The sequence below is a fragment of the Streptomyces sp. NPDC001880 genome (genome assembly GCF_053594575.1).
Window position 1 is genome coordinate 1 of the sequence record NZ_JBSFET010000036.1, and the last position, 20,552, is coordinate 20,552.

17 protein-coding genes are annotated in these 20,552 nt (G+C 71.7%); 7 read left to right on the forward strand and 10 right to left on the reverse strand.

Annotated elements, in window-relative coordinates; genetic code table 11:
• Positions 1-26: 26 nt before the first annotated feature.
• The 5 genes from ACWCQ6_RS20350 to ACWCQ6_RS20370 form a co-directional block, all read right to left on the reverse strand.
• Positions 27-1,628: a YfbK domain-containing protein gene (locus ACWCQ6_RS20350; protein WP_451091049.1), complete on the reverse strand. Its 1,602-nt coding sequence runs from the start codon at positions 1,626-1,628 to the stop codon at positions 27-29.
• Positions 1,629-1,760: 132 nt separating this feature from the next.
• Entirely contained in the window at positions 1,761-2,639 is an 879-nt protein-coding gene (locus tag ACWCQ6_RS20355; protein WP_451091051.1) for an ABC transporter permease, read from the reverse strand.
• Complete coding sequence (locus tag ACWCQ6_RS20360; RefSeq protein WP_451091053.1) at positions 2,636-5,296, reverse strand: alpha/beta fold hydrolase; 2,661 nt, start codon at positions 5,294-5,296, stop codon at positions 2,636-2,638. Before ACWCQ6_RS20360 ends, ACWCQ6_RS20355 begins: the two co-directional genes overlap by 4 nt.
• A gap of 136 nt (positions 5,297-5,432) precedes the next feature.
• On the reverse strand, positions 5,433-6,155 hold the full coding sequence (locus ACWCQ6_RS20365; RefSeq protein WP_451091055.1) for a DUF981 family protein: 723 nt from the start codon (positions 6,153-6,155) through the stop codon (positions 5,433-5,435).
• Between the two features lie 235 nt (positions 6,156-6,390).
• Positions 6,391-6,996 (reverse strand): DUF4291 domain-containing protein, encoded by a 606-nt coding sequence (locus ACWCQ6_RS20370; protein ID WP_451091057.1) that lies wholly within the window; start codon positions 6,994-6,996, stop codon positions 6,391-6,393.
• 226 nt (positions 6,997-7,222) lie between these two features.
• Here ACWCQ6_RS20370 and ACWCQ6_RS20375 point away from each other — a divergent pair, with 226 nt between their 5' ends.
• Both ACWCQ6_RS20375 and ACWCQ6_RS20380 read left to right on the forward strand, forming a co-directional pair.
• A complete protein-coding gene (locus ACWCQ6_RS20375; RefSeq protein WP_451091059.1) occupies positions 7,223-7,993 on the forward strand; it encodes a VC0807 family protein in 771 nt (256 codons plus the stop codon).
• 81 nt (positions 7,994-8,074) lie between these two features.
• Positions 8,075-8,497 carry a hypothetical protein gene (locus ACWCQ6_RS20380; protein WP_451091061.1) on the forward strand — a complete coding sequence of 141 codons (423 nt, stop codon included), beginning with the start codon at positions 8,075-8,077 and terminating at the stop codon, positions 8,495-8,497.
• Between the two features lie 67 nt (positions 8,498-8,564).
• Here ACWCQ6_RS20380 and mmsA read toward each other — a convergent pair whose 3' ends face one another.
• The 5 genes from mmsA to iolC are packed head-to-tail and all read right to left on the reverse strand — an operon-like array spanning position 8,565 to position 14,786.
• Positions 8,565-10,064 (reverse strand): CoA-acylating methylmalonate-semialdehyde dehydrogenase, encoded by a 1,500-nt coding sequence (gene mmsA / locus ACWCQ6_RS20385; protein ID WP_451091063.1) that lies wholly within the window; start codon positions 10,062-10,064, stop codon positions 8,565-8,567.
• Between the two features lie 12 nt (positions 10,065-10,076).
• Positions 10,077-11,957 carry a 3D-(3,5/4)-trihydroxycyclohexane-1,2-dione acylhydrolase (decyclizing) gene (gene iolD, locus ACWCQ6_RS20390; protein ID WP_451091065.1) on the reverse strand — a complete coding sequence of 627 codons (1,881 nt, stop codon included), beginning with the start codon at positions 11,955-11,957 and terminating at the stop codon, positions 10,077-10,079.
• Positions 11,954-12,838, reverse strand: a complete 885-nt coding sequence (iolB, locus tag ACWCQ6_RS20395; RefSeq protein WP_451091067.1) for a 5-deoxy-glucuronate isomerase — start codon at positions 12,836-12,838, stop codon at positions 11,954-11,956. Before iolB ends, iolD begins: the two co-directional genes overlap by 4 nt.
• Positions 12,835-13,794, reverse strand: a complete 960-nt coding sequence (locus ACWCQ6_RS20400; protein WP_451091069.1) for a Cgl0159 family (beta/alpha)8-fold protein — start codon at positions 13,792-13,794, stop codon at positions 12,835-12,837. The genes iolB and ACWCQ6_RS20400 overlap by 4 nt, the downstream gene beginning before the upstream one ends.
• On the reverse strand, positions 13,791-14,786 hold the full coding sequence (iolC, locus tag ACWCQ6_RS20405) for a 5-dehydro-2-deoxygluconokinase (protein ID WP_451091071.1): 996 nt from the start codon (positions 14,784-14,786) through the stop codon (positions 13,791-13,793). Before iolC ends, ACWCQ6_RS20400 begins: the two co-directional genes overlap by 4 nt.
• A gap of 131 nt (positions 14,787-14,917) precedes the next feature.
• Here iolC and ACWCQ6_RS20410 point away from each other — a divergent pair, with 131 nt between their 5' ends.
• The 5 genes from ACWCQ6_RS20410 to ACWCQ6_RS20430 all read left to right on the forward strand — a co-directional run bounded on the left by ACWCQ6_RS20410 (position 14,918) and on the right by ACWCQ6_RS20430 (position 20,357).
• Positions 14,918-15,865 carry a sugar phosphate isomerase/epimerase family protein gene (locus ACWCQ6_RS20410; protein WP_451091073.1) on the forward strand — a complete coding sequence of 316 codons (948 nt, stop codon included), beginning with the start codon at positions 14,918-14,920 and terminating at the stop codon, positions 15,863-15,865.
• 103 nt (positions 15,866-15,968) lie between these two features.
• Entirely contained in the window at positions 15,969-16,391 is a 423-nt protein-coding gene (locus tag ACWCQ6_RS20415) for a peptidoglycan-binding domain-containing protein (protein ID WP_451091075.1), read from the forward strand.
• 131 nt (positions 16,392-16,522) lie between these two features.
• Positions 16,523-17,527, forward strand: a complete 1,005-nt coding sequence (locus tag ACWCQ6_RS20420; RefSeq protein ID WP_451091077.1) for a PrsW family intramembrane metalloprotease — start codon at positions 16,523-16,525, stop codon at positions 17,525-17,527.
• Between the two features lie 89 nt (positions 17,528-17,616).
• Complete coding sequence (locus ACWCQ6_RS20425; protein ID WP_451091079.1) at positions 17,617-17,925, forward strand: heavy-metal-associated domain-containing protein; 309 nt, start codon at positions 17,617-17,619, stop codon at positions 17,923-17,925.
• A 122-nt stretch (positions 17,926-18,047) separates the two neighbouring features.
• Positions 18,048-20,357, forward strand: coding sequence for a heavy metal translocating P-type ATPase (locus ACWCQ6_RS20430; protein ID WP_451091081.1), 2,310 nt, complete (start codon positions 18,048-18,050; stop codon positions 20,355-20,357).
• Positions 20,358-20,552 lie beyond the last annotated feature (195 nt).

Here is a 20,552-nt window from a genome sequence, read left to right on the forward strand (position 1 = left end):
CGTTGATCAGCCGGCCGTCGCCCCGTTCAGTTCAGTTCGCCCTCCGGCACTTCCCCGGAACCACCCTCTCCGGGCCCGTTCTTGAGCCGGTCGGCCTGTCCGATCATGGTCGCCAGCTTCCGCACCGACGCGTCCTCGGTCTCGGTGGCCAGCTTCCTTGCGTGCGCGGAGAGTTCACCGAGTCCGGGCGCGCCCGGCAGCCGGCCGCCGCGCAGCGCCTCGGCGAAGTACGCGGCGGTCGCGGTCACTTGGAGACGCTTGCTGTCGCCGCCCCACAGCGGCCCGTCGATCGCGTCCGTCCCGACCGTGCCCTGCTGCTCGTGCGGTGCCCGGGTCCTGGGGTCCAGCCAGCGGACGGTCGCCGTCGCCACGGGGCCGGAGGCACCCGCCCTGAGGCGTACGGCGTAGAGCGCGGTCACCGTGTGGCCGGGGCCGACCTCTCCGCCGTCGACGCGGTCGTTGCGGAAGTCCTCGTCGGCGACCTTGCGGTCCTCGTATCCGATGAGCCTGAACTGCTTGACGGTGTCGCGGTCGAAGGCCACCTGGGCCTTGGCGTCGCGGGCCGTCAGTTCGAGGTGGGCGGGCAGCTGGTCGACGAAGACCTTGCGGGCCTGCTCCTCGTCGGCGATGTACGTGGTGTGGCCGTCGCCCTTGTTGGTGAGCCGCTCCATCAGCGCGTCGCCGTAGGTGCTGCCGACGCCGACCCCGAAGAGGGTGATGCCGTGGTCGCGGCGGGCGGAGCCGATGCGTTCCAGGATGGCCTCGGCGTCGGTCTCGCCGGTGTTGGCGAGGGCGTCGGAGAGCAGGACGACCCGGTTGTTGGCGCCCTCGACGCGGCCGTCGACCGCCTCGTCGTAGCCGCGGCGGATGCCGGCTTCCACATTGGTGGAGTCGGTGGCCTCCATGGAGTCGACCCGGTCGCGGATCCTGCCGCGGTGGTCCCGCAGCCGGGTCATCGGCAGCAGGGTCTCCGCCTCGTCGCTGAAGGTGACCAGGGAGACCGAGTCGTCGTCGCGGAGTTCGTCGGTGAGGATGTCCAGGGACTTCTTCACCAGGTCGAGGCGGCCCGGCTCGGCCATCGATCCGGAGATGTCGACGACGAAGGTGAGCGCGGCGGGCGGGCGTTCCTCGCGGGCGGGGGCGGCCCGGGTGGCCAGCCCCACCCGCACCAGCGACCAGCCGTCGCCCTTCGCCCCGGCGCGGGCCCCGTCGACGTTCACGGTGAAGCCGTTGCCGTCCGGGCGCCGGTAGCCCTGGCGGAAGCTGTTGACGAACTCCTCGGGCCGCACGGTGGACGGATCCGGCAGGCCGCCGTCGCCGAGGGTGCGGCGGGCGTAGCCGTACGAGGCGGTGTCGACGTCCAGGGCGAAGGTGGAGAGGTAGTCGGGCGGTGCGGACTCCCGCAGCCCGTCCCGCTTCTTCGCCTCGTCGCTGTCGGCCGCGCCGCCCGGCGCGGCGGGCGCGGGGGCCGGGAGCGGTCCGCCGCCCCGGCTGTCGGCGGCGGTCTTGTCCGCGGTCGACGTCCCGGAGCACCCGGTGAGCAGCACCCCGCCCGCCAGCAGCGCACCGAGTGCCCCCTGCCATGTCCGCACGCACCTTTTCGCGTACTTGCCTGCTCGGCGTTCCATCGCCTGCCCCCAACGTCGTCGTGCCAGCACTTGTGAATGTGACGTGCGGGACGGCGCCGGGGAGCAGACGAAGACGTTGCGGAAGGATCTCGATGCGGCAACGGCGGGCGGCAAAGCAGCCGAACATCAAGATCAGGACACGATGTCCTTACGACTGAATCCGCGGAAGGCGCAGGCGAACAGGATCAGGGCATAGGTCACCGAGATCGCCGCGCCCTTGACCATGCCGCCCCATTCGATGCCGGGCTGGAGCGCGTCCGCCCAGGCGAACTGCCAGTGCGCGGGCAGGAATTCGCGCCAGGACCCGAGCGCGGTGACGGCATCCAGGACGTTGCCGACGATGGTCAGCCCGACCGCGCCGCCGACCGCGCCCAGTGGGGCGTCGGTCTTCGTGGACAGCCAGAACGCCAGCCCTGCGGTGACCAGTTGGGACACGAAGACGAACGCGACGACGAGCGCGAGCCGCGGCACGGCCACCGAGGCGGCGAGCGCTCCCCCGGTGGGCAGTTCGAGCGGCCCCCAGCCGTACGCGACGGCTCCCGCGGCCAGTGCGACGAGCGGCAGCAGCACCATCGCGGCCAGGCTGAAGCCGAGCGCCACGACGAGCTTGCTCCACAGCAGCCTGGCCCGTGGCACCGGCGCCGCCAGCAGATAGCGCAGCGAGGACCAGCTCGCCTCGGAGGCCACGGTGTCCCCGCAGAACAGCGCCACCGGGACCACCAGCAGGAACCCGGCGGAGACGAAGAGGCAGGTCGCGGCGAAGTTCGCGGCGGACGCGGTCGCGGTGTCCATCAGGGTGATCCGGTCGCTGCCGCCGCCCCGCGAGTCCGGGGTGCCGCCGATCGCGAACGCGATGATCAGGACGAACGGCAGCGCGGCCAGCACCCCGCCCATGAGCAGGGTGCGGCGCCTGCGCAACTGGCGTACCGCCTCGACGCGCAGCGGCAGGGTGTGCCGGGCCCGGTAGCCGGGGGCTTCGGCGCCGGCGGTGAGATCGACTGCGGCACTCATGCGGAGCCTCCGGAGATCAGGGTGAGGAACGCGTCCTCCAGGCGGCGGTGCGGTCCGACACCGGTCAACGGCACGTCCAGCCTGATGAGTTCGGAGATCAGCCCGGCCGGGGTGGCGCCGTCGAGCCGGACCAGAAGTCCGAGGCCGTCGTCGGTGCGGGCCGCCGAGCCGATCCCCGCCAGTGCGGCGATCTTCTCCACGAGCGGTTCGGCGACCTCCTGCGCGGTGGTGACGAGCAGCATGTCGCCGGAGCCGGTGATCTCGGCGACCGGGCCCGCCTGGACGAGTCGGCCGCGGTCCATGACCACGAGGTGGGTGCAGGACTGCTCGACCTCGGAGAGCAGATGGCTGGAGACGATGACGGTCCGGCCCCCGGCCGCGTATCGGATCATCACGTCACGCATCTCGCGGATCTGGGGCGGGTCGAGGCCGTTGGTCGGTTCGTCGAGGATGAGCAGGTCCGGCAGGCCGAGCATGGCCTGCGCGATGGCGAGCCGCTGCCGCATGCCCTGCGAGTACGTGCGGACGGCGCGGGCCAGGGCGTCGCCGAGCCCGGCGATCTCCAGGGCCTCCTCCAGGTGCGCGTCCTCGGCGGGGCGCCCGGTGGCACGCCAGTACAGTTCCAGGTTGGCGCGCCCGGACAGGTGCGGCAGGAAACCGGCACCCTCGACGAAGGAGCCGACCCGCGACAGGACGGGGGCGCCCGGCCGGATGGCCTGCCCGAAGACCCGGATCTCGCCGTCGTCGGGGGTGATGAGCCCCATCAGCATCCGCAGCGTCGTGGTCTTGCCCGCGCCGTTGGGCCCGAGGAGTCCGAGGACCTGACCCTTCTCGACCCGGAAGGACAGGTCCTGCACGGCGTACCTGTCGGTGGCCCCGGCGTACTTCTTGGCCAGGCCGGTGATCTGGAGGGGTACGTCGGCGAGCGCCGGGTCGGGTGCGGGCGTGGCGGTGCGGCGGCGGGCGGTGAGCAGCAGCAGGGCGGCGATCACGACGGCGGCGGCCGGGAGCCCCCAGGTCCACCAGGGCATGGTGGCGGGTGCGGTCTTCAGGGCGGGGGCGGTGGGGACGGTCAGCGGGCCGGCGGGGGTCACGGTGTACGTCGTCGGCTCGGCCGGTGAGGCGTAGCCGAGGTCGGTGGCGGAGAGGACGAGGCGGAGCCGGTGCCCCGGGTCGAACCGGTGGTCGATGGCGGGGAGGGTCAGCCGGACCGGCTTGCCCTGCTGGTCCGGGGTGATCCGGAAGGGGGCGACCAGCTGGGAGGGCAGCAGTTGCTGCTTTCCGTCCGGGGACACGTCGTACACCTTGCCGAACAGCACCGCGTCGCCCCTCTTCGCCTTGACGTCGACCCGGACGGCCGGTGTGCCGGTGACGTTCAGCGGCTCGTTCAGCGGGGCCGAGTCGAAGCGGGCGTACTGTCCGGGGAAGTCGATCGAGAGGCCGACGCCGAGGGACGAGAGCTGGGCGAGGCCGCCGCCGGTTCCGGGCACGGCGGAGATGGCGGGCGGGCCCGCCCCGGCGGGGTTGCGGAACGTCTGGGTACGACGGCCCAGGTCGACGCTCCGCGTGCCGTTGTCCAGCCCCGGGTAGGTGTCGCTGCTCGCCCCGCGCACCAGGGTGGCCCCGTCGGTGGAGTCGATGCCTCCGGTGCGGGTGACGCGGAAGCCGGGCCCGGTGTCGGCGCCCTTGTCGTCCTTGAGATAGCGGTCGAACCAGTCGCCGATCCGCCGTTGGACCCGGTCGGTCTCCAGGTTGCCGCCGTCGTGCCCGCCGGCGATCCAGTCGACGGCGACCGGTGCGCCGTTGCCGCTGATGGCCTTGGCCATGGCGTCGGCCTGGCCGAGCGGGAAGAGGGAGTCGGACTGTCCCTGCACGATGAGCGCGGGCACCTCGATGCGGTCGGCGACGGCGCTCGGTGACCGTTCGGTCAGCAGCGCACGCGCGGCGGCGTCCGGCTTTCCGCTGACGGCGACCCGTTCGTACATCTCGCAGAGCCGTTTCTCGAACTTCTGGCAGCCACCGCCGGTGGTGACGAAGATTCCGGCCCAGAGCTTCTTGAACACCCCGCCGGGGAACAGGGCGTCGGCGAGGTTCCAGTACGTGATCTGCGGTGCGACGGCATCGACGCGCTTGTCGTACCCGGCGGCGAGGAGTGAGACGGCACCGCCGTAGGAGACCCCGGTGATCCCGACGCGGGGGTCGCCTCCGGCGTCGAGTCGCACCTCGGGCCGGTCCGCAAGCCAGTCGATCAGCCGGGACACGTCCTTGACCTCGCGGTCGGGGTCGTTGAGCCCGACGTCGCCGCCCGACTTCCCGAACCCCCGGGCGGACCAGGTCAGCACCGCGTACCCGGAACGGGCCAACTGCTCGGCCTGCGCCCGCACATCGTCCTTGCTGCCGCCGAAGCCGTGCCCGATCAGCACGGCGGGCCGGCGCCCGGTGTCACCGGCGGTGAAGTACGAGGTGTCGATGGACACCCCGTCGGCCTTCATCAGCCGGTCCTGACGGTGCACGGCGGGCCCGCCGTCGTCGGCCGCGGCGTTCCAGGTGCCCGCACCGGCCAGCACGGCGAGCGCCGCCAGGCCGGCGGCCCACCGGCCGGGCCCGCGGGGCAGCAGGCGCCGCCACCGGGGCGTACGCACAAGAGGAGTCTCCATGGTTGTCGACCCTAGGGCGTGTCCGGCGCCGCGCGGGGGCAGCCCCCGGGGGGAACTCCCCGGCCTCCTTGCGGAGTACGGCGCTCCCCGCCGTACTCCGTCCGCGGTATGCCGGGGCCGCGGGATGCCGGGCGGCTCACATGGTGTTGACGATGAGGCCGATGTGGGTGAAGTAGTTGAGCCCGCCGAAGAGCAGGAACGCCAGACCGGCCAGTCCCCAGACGACGCCGGTCACCGGAGCCATCCAGCCCGACGGCCGGCGCAGCACGAACGGGAACAGCAGCGCGCCGATGCCCACCAGGACGTACAGGCCGGACATGAAGCTCGCCTCCAGGATCGGCCACTGCGCGAACTCCCCGGAGATGGGTTCCTCGGGCGGCGCGGCGAAGAGGGTGTACTTCCAGCCCGCGGCGGCGATTCCGAGGCAGGCGAGCCCGATCCCGAACACGAAGACCGAGATGGGCATGGCGACACGGGCCGACCGGGGGATGCGGTCCGCTCTGTTGAGTGCGGCTCCGCGTCTCCAGAGGTAGAAGGACGCGGCGAAGAGGAAGACGCCGAAGGCGAGCGCCGGTTCACCGAAGATGATGTTGTCGAACGGGAAGCCCTGTCCGGCGAGCGGCCAGGTCAGGGTCATGTGGAGGCCCGTGGTCACCAGAGTGAAGCCGAGGGCCCCGAAGGCGAGGACCCAGCCTTCGGGGTTGATGGTGCGTCCGGGCGTGAGGATCTGGCGTCCCAGCGCCACCACGAGCAGCAGCCCCGCGCCGGCGGCCACCGACATGATCGTGTTGTACGTCGGCATCCTGGCCCAGTCGATCTTCAGGCCGGATGCCGCCAGGGGGATGACATGGTGGATCATCCCGGGATCATATCGACTGATTTGTTCTTAATGCGGCATTTGCCAGCTCGCCCGAGTCGCGGGGACGGGTGAGCACCGCCGTCCCGCACAGCCGCCCGCTCGCCCGAGTCGCGGGAACCGGTGAGCGCCGCCGTCCCGCCGAGCCGTCCGTCCGTCCGTCCCGCACAGCGGTCTCCGCCGGGACCCGGCGGTCTCGTCATGGATGCTCAGTCACGGTCTGCTCGCTCAGCCCCGGTCAGGACGGCGCCTTCGCCGGCAGCGGGGCGCCGCCCAGCGGGTACGGCGACTCGTGCGGCAGAAGCGCCGCCGCCTCGTCGAGCCTTCCGTCACGCACCAGTTGACGGATCTGCCGGGCGAGCGGGGTGACATCGCGGATCGACACCGTCCACTCGTCCGCGTACCGCCGTGACGCCTCGCCGGAGAGCCCGAGCTGGAGGGAGCGGTGGGGCAGCCGGTTCAGGCGGAGGTCGCGCTCGGGATCCCACTGGACGCGGGCCGGGGCGCGGCGCAGGTTCCGCTGCCAGGTGGCGCGGTCCGGGTGGACTCCCCTGACGTAGTGCGAGAGTTCGGCGTTCTCCAGGGCCCAGTCGAAGCCCTCACGGGTGATCTCGATGGCCAGGACGGTCTCCTGACCCTCCTTCATCGCCCAGCCGCAGCGATACATCATCCACAGGAAGCTCGGCTTGATCCATGTCATGCGGTCGCGCTTCCATGCCTCGGGGAAGCGCCCGTCACGGGCGGCGGGAAGCCCGATGGAGGGGTTGTACGCCTGGTACACGGTGATGGTGGTGTCCGTGTGCTGGGCGCGGATCTCGTACTGCGGCCTGGTCGGAGCGGTCATGGCCCCCATCAGAGCACCGGCACGCCGGGCGCGGCGAACGGTTTACCGGCGCACCGGATTCCGGGGCTGAGCCGGGTGGTGAGCGGGTGTGTCATCGGCGGGGGCTGACATTCGTCATACGGAGCCCGGTACACGCGGCTCTGCCGGACACCGGGCCCCGGCGGCCAGTCTGTACGTATCGAGAGCGGGGCCGTGAAGGCTCCCGCCGATACGGGAGGAACCCCTCATGACCAGCCCGGCCGCCACAGTCACCGCCCCGGTCGCAGACGCTCCGGCCGCCACCGCTCCGTACGCACCGCGCAAGGCTCTGCTGGACAGCATGATGCCGCTGCTCGTGGACGTGGCGGTGCCGCTCGTCTCGTACTACGCGCTGAAGGCGGCAGGCCTGAGCACCTTCGCCGCGCTGGCCTGGAGCAGTGTGCTGCCGGCCGTGCGCACCGTGTGGGGCGTGGTGCGCGAGCGGCGGCTCAACGGGCTGGCGGCGCTGATGGTGACGGTCAACGCGGTCAGCCTGCTGACGAGCCTGATGGTCGGGGACCCGCGGCTGATGCTCGCCAAGGACAGCGGGGTGAGCAGCGTCATCGGGCTCGTCGTCCTGGTGACCGCGCTGAAGGGGCAGCCGATGATGAGCGAGGGGGTGCGGCCCGTGCTGGTCAAGGGGGACGCGGCCAAGGACGCCGCCTGGCAGCGGCTCTCGGCCGGCTCGGCGGCGTTCCGGCGGGCGGAGATCCGGTTCTCGGCGGTGTGGGGTGCGGCGCTGCTGGGCGAGTGCGTGGTGCGGGCCGTGGGCGCGTACACGGTGCCGGTGGAGACGATGGTGTGGCTCGGCACGGTGGTCATGGTGGCGACGATGGTGTTCGCGTTCCTGGTCTCGGGGCGGGTGGGCGCGGTCCCGATGCAGCGGATGATCGCCGAGGAGGCCGAGGGCTTCGAGGGCGGCGCGGACCGCGCGCTGACCGGCCCGGGGCGCCCGCTCGATTACCCCGGAGGTAATTGAGCGGGCACCCGCGCGTTCCTACCGTTCCCGTACAGGCATGCGCTCCCCTGTGCGGGCGTGTGACAACGGAAGGAAGACCTGATGATGTCGTCCCAGCACACGATGGCGGTCCGGCCGGCGGACACCGCCCGCTCCGACCGTCTGCTCCGGTTCGCCCTGGTCACGGACGTGATCCTCACCGGATCGAACGGCATCGGCTATCTCGGGCTCGCCACGGTCCTGGACCCGTTCCTCGGGGTGCCCCGCTCGGTGCAGTACCCGGTGGGGGTGTTCCTCACGGTGTACGCCCTGTGGCTGCTGACCGTCTCCCGCCGGGAGAACATCAGCCGCGGCGCGGTCGGCGTCGTCATCGCGCTGAACGCGGCGTGGGCGGTGGCCGGTGTGGTGGCCGTGGCCGTGGACGCGCTGACCGCCACGGGCGCGGGCAATGTCTGGATCGTGTTCCAGGCCCTGACGGTGGGGGCGATGGCCGCGCTCCAGTACGCGGGGCTGCGGCGGCTGTGAGGCGTACGGCGACGGCCCGTACGGATGCACCAGGCATCCGTACGGGCCGTCGGGGCCGGGCCGCTGATCAGTGGTTGCGGGGGAAGCCCAGGTCCACGCCCGCCGGGGCGTCGGCCGGGTCCGGCCAGCGGGTGGTGACGACCTTGCCGCGGGTGTAGAAGTGCACGCCGTCGTTGCCGTAGATGTGGTGGTCGCCGAAGAGCGAGTCCTTCCAGCCACCGAAGGAGTGGTAGCCCACCGGCACCGGGATCGGCACGTTGACGCCGACCATGCCGGCCTGGATCTCCAGCTGGAAGCGGCGGGCGGCGCCGCCGTCCCGGGTGAAGATCGCGGTGCCGTTGCCGAACGGCGAGGCGTTCATGAGGGCGACGCCCTCCTCGTAGGTCTCGGTGCGCAGGACGCACAGGACCGGGCCGAAGATCTCGTCCTTGTACGCGTCCGAGTCGGTGGACACGTTGTCCAGGAGGGAGAGGCCGATCCAGTGGCCGTTCTCGAAGCCCTCGACGGTGTACCCGGTGCCGTCCAGGACGACGTCGGCGCCCTGGGCCGCGGCGCCGGTGACGTAGGAGGCGACCTTGTCGCGGTGGGCGGCGGTGATCAGCGGGCCCATCTCGGACGACGGGTCGTTGCCGGGGCCGATCTTGATCTTCTCGGCGCGCTCCTTGATCTTCGCGACGAGCTCGTCGCCGATGGAGCCGACCGCGACGACTGCGGAGATCGCCATGCAGCGCTCACCGGCGGAGCCGTACGCGGCGGAGACGGCGGCGTCGGCCGCGGCGTCGAGGTCCGCGTCCGGCAGCACCAGCATGTGGTTCTTCGCGCCGCCGAGCGCCTGGACGCGCTTGCCGTTGGCGGAGGCGGTGGCGTGGATGTAGCGGGCGATCGGGGTGGAGCCGACGAAGGAGACCGCGGCGACGTCCGGGTGGTTCAGCAGCCCGTCGACGGCGACCTTGTCACCGTGCAGGACGTTCAGCACACCGTCCGGCAGACCGGCCTCGGCGGCCAGCTCGGCCAGCAGGTTGGCGGCCGACGGGTCCTTCTCGCTGGGCTTGAGCACAAAGGTGTTCCCGCAGGCGATGGCGAGCGGGAACATCCACATCGGCACCATGGCGGGGAAGTTGAACGGGGTGATGCCCGCGACGACGCCGAGCGACTGGCGGATCGCGGAGACATCGACCCGGCTGGAGACCTGGGTGGACAGCTCGCCCTTGAGCTGGGTGGTGATGCCGCAGGCCAGCTCGACGATCTCCAGACCGCGGGCGACCTCGCCCAGCGCGTCCGAGTGCACCTTGCCGTGCTCGGCGGTGATCAGCGCGGCGATCTCGTCGCGGTGGGCGTCGAGCAGCGCCCGGTAGCGGAACAGGATCGCGGTGCGGGCGGCCAGCGAGGACGTGCCCCAGGTGGCGTAGGCGTCCTTGGCGGCGGCGACCGCGGCGTCGACCTCTTCGAGGGAGGCGAGCGCGACCTGGGTGGTGACGGCACCGGTGGCCGGGTCGGTGACCGGGCCGTAGTTGCCCGACGCGCCCTCGACGGTCTTGCCACCGATCCAGTGGTTGACGGTCTTCATGACAGAACTCCTTCAGAGGTGGTGGCGTCGGTCGGCGACGTGGCGGTCGTACTCTTCCCGGGCTTTCACGGCCGACGGCCGGGCGGCCGTTTCGGCTACGGGAACATCCCACCATGCCTGCGCCGGAGGGGGGCCCGACACTGTGTCTGCCGTTTCGGTCTCGACGTAGACACAAGTGGGACGGTCCGCCGCGCGCGCCTCGGCGAGGGCTTCGCGCAGGTCACGCACGGTCTTGGCGCGCAGCACCCGCATGCCGAGCGACCCCGCGTTGGCCGCGAGATCGACGGGGAGCGGGGGTCCGGTGAACGTTCCGTCCGCGGCGCGGTGCCGGTAGGCGGTGCCGAGGCGCTCGGCGCCGACCTGCTCGGAGAGGCCGCCGATGGACGCGTAGCCGTGGTTCTGCAGGACGACCAGCTTCACGGGGAGTTCCTGCTGGACGGCGGTGACGATCTCGGTGGGGTTCATCAGGTACGTGCCGTCGCCGACCAGGGCCCAGACGGGCCGGCCGGGGGCGGCCAGCTGGACGCCGATCGCGGCCGGGATCTCGTAGCCCATGCAGGAGTAGCCGTACTCCACGTGGTACTGCTGCGGGGAGCGGGCCCGCCAGAGCCTGTGCAGGTCGCCGGGGAGCGAACCGGCCGCGTTGATGAGGATGTCGTCCTCGGTGACGAGGGCGTCGAGGAGGCCGAGGACCTGGGCCTGGGTGGGCCTGGCGTGCGGGTCCTGGGCGGTGAACGCGGAGGTGACGCGCTGCTCCCACCGCTCCTTGGCGTCGGTGTACTCCGTCTCGTAGGCGGGGTCGACGCGGTGGTTGCGGGCGGCGAGGGCGGCGGTGAGGGCTTCGAGGGCGGCGCGGGCGTCGGCTACGAGCGGGAGGGCGCCGAGCTTGTGGGCGTCGAAGCCGGTGATGTTGACGTTGAGGAAGCGGACCGCCGGGTTCGAGAAGAGCGTGGCGGAGGCGGTGGTGAAGTCGGAGTAGCGGGTGCCGATGCCGATGACCAGGTCGGCGGAGCGGGCCAGCTCGTCGGCGGTCGCGGTGCCGGTGTGGCCGATGCCGCCGACATCGGCCACATGGTCATGGCGCAGCGAGCCCTTGCCGGCCTGGGTGGATGCGACGGGGATGCGGGTGGCGGCGGCGAACGCGGCGAGGGTCTCCTCGGCGGCGCTGTGGTGGATCCCGCCGCCCGCCACGATCAGCGGCCGGCGGGCGGTGCGCACCGCCCGGACCGCCCGGTCGAGTTCGTACGGGTCGGGGGCGGGGCGGCGTACGTACCAGACGCGCTCGGCGAAGAACTCCTCCGGCCAGTCGTACGCCTGGGCCTGCACGTCCTGCGGCAGCGCGAGCGTCACGGCACCGGTCTCCGCCGGGTCGGTCAGGGTCCGCATGGCCTGGAGGGCGGCCGGGACCAGGGCCTCGGGGCGGGTGATCCGGTCGAAGTAGCGGGAGACGGGGCGCAGGCAGTCGTTGACGGAGACATCGCCCGCGGCCGGGACCTCCAGCTGCTGGAGCACCGGGTCGGCGGGCCGGGTCGCGAAGGTGTCCCCGGGCAGGAGGAGGACGGGGAGGCGGTTGACGGTGGCGAGGGCGGCGCCGGTGACGAGGTTGGTGGCGCCGGGGCCGATGGAGGTGGTGACGGCGTGCGTGGAGAGCCGGCCCGACTGGCGGGCGTAGCCGACGGCGGCGTGCACCATGGCCTGTTCGTTGCGGCCCTGGAGGTAGGGCATCGCACGGCCGGACTCGACGAGGGCCTGGCCGATCCCGGCGACGTTGCCGTGACCGAAGATCCCCCAGGTGGCACCGATCAGGCGTCGGCGCCGGCCGTCGCGCTCGGTGTACTGGCGGGACAGGAAGGTCATCAGGGCCTGCGCCGTGGTGAGGTGACGGGTACTCATGGGCGTTCCTCCGTCCCGTAGAAGGGGAGTCTGGGGTCCACCGGCTGCGCGGGCCAGGTGTCGCGGATCCAGCCGTGGTCGGGATGGTCGGTGATCAGCCACTCCCGGTGCTCCCCCGGGCCCGCCATCACATTGAGGTAGTAGAGGGTGCGGCCGGGCGAGGCGATGGAGGGGCCGTGCCAGCCGTCGGGGATCAGGACCGCGTCGCCGCCCCGGACCTCGGCGAGGAGGTCGGTACCGCCGTCGCGGGACGGCGAGACCCGGTGGTAGCCGAGGCCGTCGTGCTCCACCTCGAAGTAGTAGATCTCCTCCAGCACGGACTCGGCGCCGGGGCGGTGCTCGTCGTGCTTGTGCGGCGGGTAGGACGACCAGTTGCCGCCGGGAGTGAGGACCTCGACGGCGATCAGCCGGTCGCATGCGAAGGTGTCGGCGGCGGCGAAGTTGTTGACCTGGCGGGAGCAGTTCCCGGTGCCGCGCAGCTCGACGGGGACCTCCGGCGCGGGGCCGTAGCGAGCGGGGAGTCGTCGCTCGCACTTCGCTCCTGCCAGGGCGAAGCGGCCTCCTGCGCCGGAGGTGATCTGTGCCCGGGTGTCACGCGGTACGTAAGCGAAGTCGGATACCCCGCTGAACACGCTTTCCCGGCCCAGCAGTTCAAAGATCCCACCTGAGGAGTGCACCGTACAGCCACCGGTCAATGGCAGAACGATCCACTCGCTCTCCCCGGTGACCAGTGTGTGAACTCCACCGGGCGAAAGCTCCAGGACGCGCAGGCTCGACCGGTCCCAGCCGGCCCGCTCCGGATCGATGTCGAGGGTGTACGGGCCGCTCGCGGTGCTCCCGGCTTTCAGGTGGTACGGCGATCCGTCGTCGGTCGTCGTCATGCTCCCGGCCTCCTCTCTTCCGGCCCCGTCCCTCTCCGCCCCTTTCCTCCCGGCACCGTCCCTCTCGGCTCCAGCAGCGAAACGGCCGTGTCGACCGCCGCGGCCACCTCTCCGTCGGCCGGGTAGAGCAGCGAACGCCCCACCACCAGGCCCTGGACGGTCGGCAGCCGCAGCGCGGTGCGCCATCTCTCGAACGCCCCGTCCAGGTCGTCGCCCACCTCCCCGCCCAGCAGCACCGCGGGCAGCGTCGACGCCTCCATCACCCGGGCCATGTCGTCCGGGTTCTCGGTGACGGGGACCTTGAGCCAGGTGTACGCGGACGTCCCGGCCAGCCCGGACGCGATGGCGATCGAGGTGGTGACCGCCTCCGCGCCGAGGTCGTTGCGGACCTGGCCGCCGGTGCGGCGGCAGAGGAACGGTTCGACGAAGACCGGCAGCCGGTGCGCGGCCATGGCGTCGATGGCGCGGGCGGTGGCATGCATGGTGTCGAGCGAGCCGGGGTCGTCGTAGTCGATGCGCAGCAGCAGTTTGCCCGCGTCGAAACGGAGGCGGGCGAGGTCCTCGGGGCGGTGGCCGGTGAACCGGTCGTCGAGTTCGAAGGCCGCGCCCGCGAGTCCGCCGCGGTTCATCGAGCCGATGACGACCTTGTTCTCCAGGGCCCCGAGGAGCAGCAGGTCGTCGAGGATGTCGGCGGTGGCGAGCACCCCGTCGACGCCGGGGCGGGAGAGGGCCAGCCGGAGCCGTTCCAGCAGCTCGAAGCGGTTGGCCATGGCCAGTGCGCGGTCGCCCACGGCGAGGGAGCCCCGGGCCGGATGGTCCGCCGCGATGATCATCAGCCGTCCGCCGCGGCCGATCAGGGGGCGTCTGCGGCGTCGCGCTGCGGCTTCGGCGACGGCTTCGGGGTGGCGCATGCGCAACTGGACGAGTTCGGAGACGGAGGAGGCCGGGGGTGTCATGGGGTGGCTCCGGTGGGGCGGGAGGTGACGGCGCCTTCGGTCAGGGCCGCTTCGACTTCGTACGGGAACGGCATGGCGGAGGAGCAGGCGAGCCGGGAGGCGACGATGGCCCCCGCGGCGTTGGCGTACCGCATGATGCGCCCGGTCTCCCAGCCCGCGAGGAGTCCGTGGCAGAGCGCCCCGCCGAAGGCGTCGCCGGCGCCGAGGCCGTTGACCACTTCGACGGGCAGCGGCGGCACTTCGGCCACCGGGCCGTCGCGGTGGACGGCGAGCACGCCCCCTGGTCCCTGTTTGACGACGGCGAGTTCGGCGCCCGCGGCGATGAGGGCGCGGGCGGCCGCGTGCGGTTCGCGCTCACCGGTCGCGATCTCGCACTCGTCGAGGTTGCCGACGGCGACGGTGGCGAGGGCGAGGGCCTCCCGGTAGAGGGCGGCAGGGGCGTTTTCCGACGCGTCTTCCGCGGTGTCCCAGAACATCGGGCGCCAGTCGAGGTCGAAGACGGTGATGCCGCAGCGGTCGCGGGCGCGCAGTGCGGCAAGAGTCGCGGTCCGGCTCGGTTCGGCGCACAGCCCGGTGCCGGTCATCCAGAAGACCCGGGCGGACCGGATCGCTCCGAGGTCCAGTTCCGAGGTGTGGATCTCCAGATCGGGGGCCGTGGGCTGCCGGTAGAAGTAGAGGGGGAAGTCGTCGGGCGGGAAGATCTCGCAGAAGGTGACCGGTGTCGGATACGCGTCGACGGGCGTCACCCACCGGTCGTCCACCCCGAACTCCCGCAGCTGGTGGTGGAGATACTCCCCGAAGGCGTCCCGTCCCGTCCGCGTCACCACCGCCGCCCGCAGGCCGAGCCGGGCCGCCGCGACGGCGACATTGGACGGTGAGCCGCCGAGGAACTTCCCGAAGGTCTCGACGCGGGCGAGTGGCAGACCGGTCTGCAGGGGGTAGAGATCCACACCGATGCGGCCCATGGTGATGACGTCGTACCGCTCAGGCATAACCATCCCTTCGACCGCCGTCCGGGGTGACTGCCCCAGGTCTAGCCCTCCCCCGGAACCCTGTCAATCCTTTGTCCGGACATAAGGACGAACGATTGACACCCGCTCCCCCGGCCGGAAATCTGGACGTCATGACCTCCTCCGCAGGGGCCCCGGCCCGTATCCGCATCGGTTCGGCACCCGACTCGTGGGGGGTGTGGTTCGCCGACGATCCGCTCCAGGTGCCGTGGCAGCGCTTCCTCGACGAGGTCTCCGCGGCGGGTTACGAGTGGATCGAGCTCGGCCCGTACGGGTACCTGCCGACCGACCCGGCCCGCCTCGCAGACGAGACCCGCCGCCGCGGGCTCTCGGTCTCGGCCGGAACGGTTTTCACCGGATTGCACCATGGCCCGGACGTCTGGGACCGGACCTGGGAGCATGTCGCCGGCATCGCGGCACTCACCCGGGCGATGGGCGCCGGGCATCTGGTCGTCATCCCCTCGTTCTGGCGCGACGACAGAACGGGCGAGGTACTGGAGGACCGCGAGCTCACGGCCGAACAGTGGCGCCACCTCACCACCCAGACGGAGCGGCTGGGCCGCGAGGTGCAGGACCGTTTCGGGCTGCGTGTCGTCGTCCATCCGCATGCCGACACCCATGTCGACACCGAGGCGAACGTGAGCCGCCTCCTCGACGCCACCGATCCCGACCTCGTCTCGCTCTGCCTCGACACCGGGCACTACGCCTACTGCGGCGGCGACAGCGTCAGACTGATCGAGACCTACGGCGAACGGATCGGCTATCTGCACCTCAAGCAGGTCGACCCGGAGATCCTGGCCCAAGTGGTGGCGGACGGGGTGCCGTTCGGGCCGGCCGTGGCGCGCGGGGTGATGTGCGAACCGCCGGGCGGGGTGCCCGCGCTGGAACCCGTGCTGGCCGCCGCCCGCGCACTGGACGTCGATCTGTTCGCCATCGTCGAGCAGGACATGTACCCGTGCCCGCCCGACAGGCCCCTCCCCATCGCCCGCCGCACCCGGGAGTTCCTCCGCTCGTGCGGGGGTCCGGCGCACCCGGACACGCCGAACGACCCGGAGAAGTGACGCAGGGGCACCGTGCGGTGTTGTCCTCGGTGAGAAGCCGGAACGCGGCCCCGGTCGCGCCCCGCCGCCGTACGCCACCCCACCGCACAAGGAGCAGCTCACCATGGTGCACAAGATGCTGTCGTCCCGCAGGACGGCCGCGACCCCGGCGCTGACAGCGGCCGCCCTGGCCGCCGCCGCCCTGATCGTCGCCCTCGCCCAGGCACCGGGGGCCGCGGCCGACGAGAACAACCCGGCGCCACCGCCCGGCTCCAGCCCGGTCTGCGCCTTCTACGACGGAGACCGGGCGACCACCTTCGGCGAGCAGGGCGACCGGGTCTCCCAGGTGCAGTGCCTGCTGGCCAACCGCCACTATCTGCGCTGGTCCGCGGTGGACGGGACGTTCGGGCCCGAGACGCTCGTCGCCGTGCAGCGCTTCCAGGCGGACCACCCGCCGCTCCTGCCGGACGGCCGCGTCACCCCGGCCACCTGGTGGGCGCTCTGGCACGCGGGCCCGAACGACGTGACCCCGCTGCCCTTCCCGTAACCCGCCCCTCTTTCCGGTCCCGTACGGGGGCGAGCCCCCGTACGGGACCTTCGCCCGAATGCCGCACACCGCCACACACCATAGGATTCGGAAAAATTAGGAGATATGTACGAGATATAAAGGGAGTCCGCGTGAACTGGCACAGCGATCCCGGCAGCCCGCCATCCGCCACCCCGTCGAACGCCTGGCAGCCACCGCCCGCGCCGCCCCCTCAGGGGCCACCGGCCCCGCCGCAGCCACGGCCCGGACTCTGGAAGCGGTGCCTGTGGGGCGGCGCGGCCCTCTGGCTGCTGACCGCGGTCGTCACGTACGCCACCCTCAACACCAACCTGCTGCCGACCCTGATCCTGCTCGGCAGCTTCCTGGTCCCGGCCGTCTTCGTCCTGTGGGCGTACGAACGGCACGGCCGCGACCTCGGCGTGGGCCTCATCCTCGGCTCCTTCCTGACGGGCGGAATCCTGGGCGTGCTCGGCGCCTCCGCCATGGAGACCTATCTGCTGCACCCGTCCATCTGGGTTTTCCTCGGCGTCGGCCTGATCGAGGAGGCCGTGAAGCTCCTGGCGCTGATGTTCGTGCTCCGGCGCCACCCCGGCATCCACGGCATGCGAGCCGGGCTGGTGCTCGGTGCGACGGTCGGATTCGGGTTCGCCGCCTTCGAGAGCGCGGGCTACGCCTTCAACGCCGCCGTCACCCTGAAGGGCATCGACCTGCGCGCCCTGCTGGAGACCGAGGTGCTGCGCGGGGTGCTCGCACCGTTCGGACACGGGCTGTGGACCGCGATCGCCGGTGGCGTACTTCTCTCGTTCCGGAAGCCGAACGGGCGATTCCGCTTCGCCGCGCCGGTGATCGGCACCTATCTCGGCGTCGCCGTGCTGCACTCGCTCTGGGACTCGATGCACGGCATCGCGATCTGGCTGGTCGCCAGGATCACCGACACGGGCCTGAGCCGTGCGCTCTTCGCGCAGGGCTACATCCCGGCCCCCACCGACGAGCAGCAGCATCTGTTCACGCTCTTCTCGGTCGGCGGCATCGTCGTGATCACGCTCATCGCCCTGGCCTGGCTGCGGTCGCTGGCCCGCAGCGCGCGAACCTCCGGGGCGAGCGGTCGGCAGGGCGCTCGCATTCATACCCCCTAGGGGTATAGTGTGGAATGCGTTGGGCGCACCGGGCTCATCCCAGGGCCCCGACGCCACAACACTTTGCGCTCGCCGAAGAGGAGAACATCATGACCACCGAGACCCAGCTCCCCCAGGCCACCGGTTCCTGCTGCTCGCCCAGCGGCTCCTGCCACGACGGTGCGGACGCCGGTGCACAGGCGGGCGGCGTGACCACCGTCTACCAGGTGTCCGGCATGACCTGCGGACACTGCGAGGGGGCCATCTCCGAGGAGATCTCCGGCATCGAGGGTGTCACCTCGGTGAAGGCCGTGGCCTCCACCGGCCGGGTGACCGTGGTCTCCGTGGCCCCGCCGGCCGACGAGGCCGTGCGCGCCGCGGTCGACGAGGCGGGCTACGAGCTCGTCGGCCGGGCCTGAACACCGTCGGGGCATGCCCCGATACGCCGGATGCACCCGCATCGCCCCCCTTTGTCACCGGGCCGGACCGACCAGCAGATACTGGTGGGGCACGGCCCGGTCGGCATTTCAGGAGTTCGGACATGCACAGCGCAACAGAGGCCGGAACCCGGGTGGTGGAGGGTTCGACCGCTGAACTCACGATCGGCGGTATGACCTGCGCCTCCTGCGCGGCCCGCGTCGAGAAGAAGCTCAACCGGATGGACGGCGTCACCGCCACCGTCAACTACGCCACCGAGAAGGCCAAGGTCGCCTTCGGCCCGGGAACGGGGCTCGCGGACCTGATCGCCACGGTCGAGAAGACCGGCTACACGGCACAGCCGGTCCACCACCCCGAACCACCCCCGCCCGCCCCGTCACCGGCCACGGACGAGGCCCGGCCCGACACCGGGGACGAGGACCCCGAAGAGCGCGCCGCCGCCCAGGCCCTCGCCTCGCTGCGGCAGCGCCTGACCGTCTCGGCCGTACTGGCCGTCCCCGTCGTCGTGCTCGCGATGGTCCCGGCCCTCCAGTTCGACTACTGGCAGTGGCTCTCGCTCACCCTCGCCGCTCCCGTCGTCGTCTGGGGCGGGCTGTCCTTCCACCGTGCGACCTGGACCAACCTCCGGCACGGCGTGGCCACCATGGACACCCTGGTCTCGATCGGCACGCTGGCCGCCTTCAGCTGGTCCCTGTGGGCGCTCTTCCTCGGGGACGCGGGCATGGCCGGAATGCGCCACGGCTTCGACCTCACCGTCTCGCGCGACGGCGCCTCGTCCACCATCTATCTGGAGGTCGCGGCCGGGGTCGTCACCTTCATCCTGCTGGGCCGCTATCTGGAGGCGAGGTCCAAGCGGAAGGCCGGTTCCGCCCTGCGCGCGCTGATGCACCTGGGCGCGAAGGAGGTCTCCGTCCTGCGCGACGGTACGGAGGTACGCGTCCCCGTCGCCCGGCTCTCCATGGGCGACCGCTTCGTCGTCCGCCCCGGCGAGAAGATCGCCACCGACGGCACCGTCGTCGAGGGCACCTCGGCCGTGGACGCCTCGATGCTCACCGGTGAGTCCATGCCCGTGGAGGTCGGCGTCGGCGACTTCGTCACCGGGGCCACGCTCAACGCGGGCGGCCGGCTCGTCGTCGAGGCCACCCGGATCGGCGCCGACACCCAGCTGGCCCGGATGGCGAAGCTCGTTGAGGACGCGCAGAACGGCAAGGCGGAGGTGCAGCGCCTCGCCGACCGGATCTCCGCGGTCTTCGTCCCCGTGGTGCTGGTGATCGCGCTCGTCACCCTGGCCGTGTGGCTGCTCGTCACGAACGACGTGACCGCCGCCTTCACCGCCGCCGTGGCCGTACTGATCATCGCCTGCCCCTGCGCCCTGGGCCTCGCCACCCCCACCGCCCTCATGGTCGGCACCGGACGCGGCGCCCAGCTCGGCATCCTGATCAAGGGCCCCGAAGTCCTGGAGACCACCCGCCGCGTCGACACGATCGTCCTGGACAAGACCGGCACCATCACCACCGGCCGCATGACCCTCCTCGACGTCCACACCGCCGAGAACACCGACGAGACCGACGTACTGCGCCTCGCCGGCGCCCTGGAACACTCCTCCGAGCACCCCATCGCCCAGGCCGTCGCCGCCGGAGCCGCCGAACGCACCGACGCACCCCTGCCCACCCCCGAGGACTTCACCAACATCGCCGGCCTCGGCGTCCAGGGCGTCGTCGAGGGCCACGCCGTCCTCGTCGGCCGCGAACAGCTCCTCGCCGAACGGGAGATCCACCTCCCGGTCGAACTGGCCCGGCGCAAGGCCGCGGCGGAGGCCGCCGGCCGGACGGCCATCGCCGTCGCCTGGGACGGCCAGGCACGAGCCGTGCTCGAAGTCGCCGACGCGGTCAAGGACACCAGCGCGGAGGCCGTCGCCGATCTCCGTGCCCTCGGCCTGAGTCCCGTTCTGCTGACCGGCGACAACCGTGCCGTGGCCGACGCCGTGGCCCGTGCCGTGGGGATCGACGAGGTCCACGCCGAGGTCCTGCCCGAGGAGAAGGTGCACGTCATCGAGCGTTTGCGGGCCGAGGGCCGCTCGGTCGCCATGGTCGGCGACGGGGTCAACGACGCCGCCGCCCTCGCCACCGCCGACCTCGGCCTGGCGATGGGGACCGGCACGGACGCCGCGATCGAGGCGAGCGATCTCACCCTGGTTCGTGGAGATCTCAAGGTGGCCGCCGATGCGATCCGGCTGTCCCGGCGCACCCTGACCACCATCAGGGGCAATCTCTTCTGGGCATTCGGCTATAACGTGGCCGCCTTGCCCCTTGCGGCATTTGGCCTGCTCAACCCTATGATTGCGGGAGCGGCGATGGCGTTCTCATCGGTCTTCGTCGTGACGAACAGCCTGCGGTTGCGCGCCTTCACGTAATTTCCACAAAGAGATCCAGATCACATGGATTTCAGGGTAACCATCCGGCGGGTTCGTGAGTCTAAGAGTGCGATGCCAAGGATGTCTTGGGGGATGTCCGTCGGAGTGTCTTGGGGGACGCTCCGGGCAAGCGTTGGCCGGGGCACGTGCACCGGGGAGCTTTGAGCGGCCCTCCCGTGCGTACGTACCCCGGCA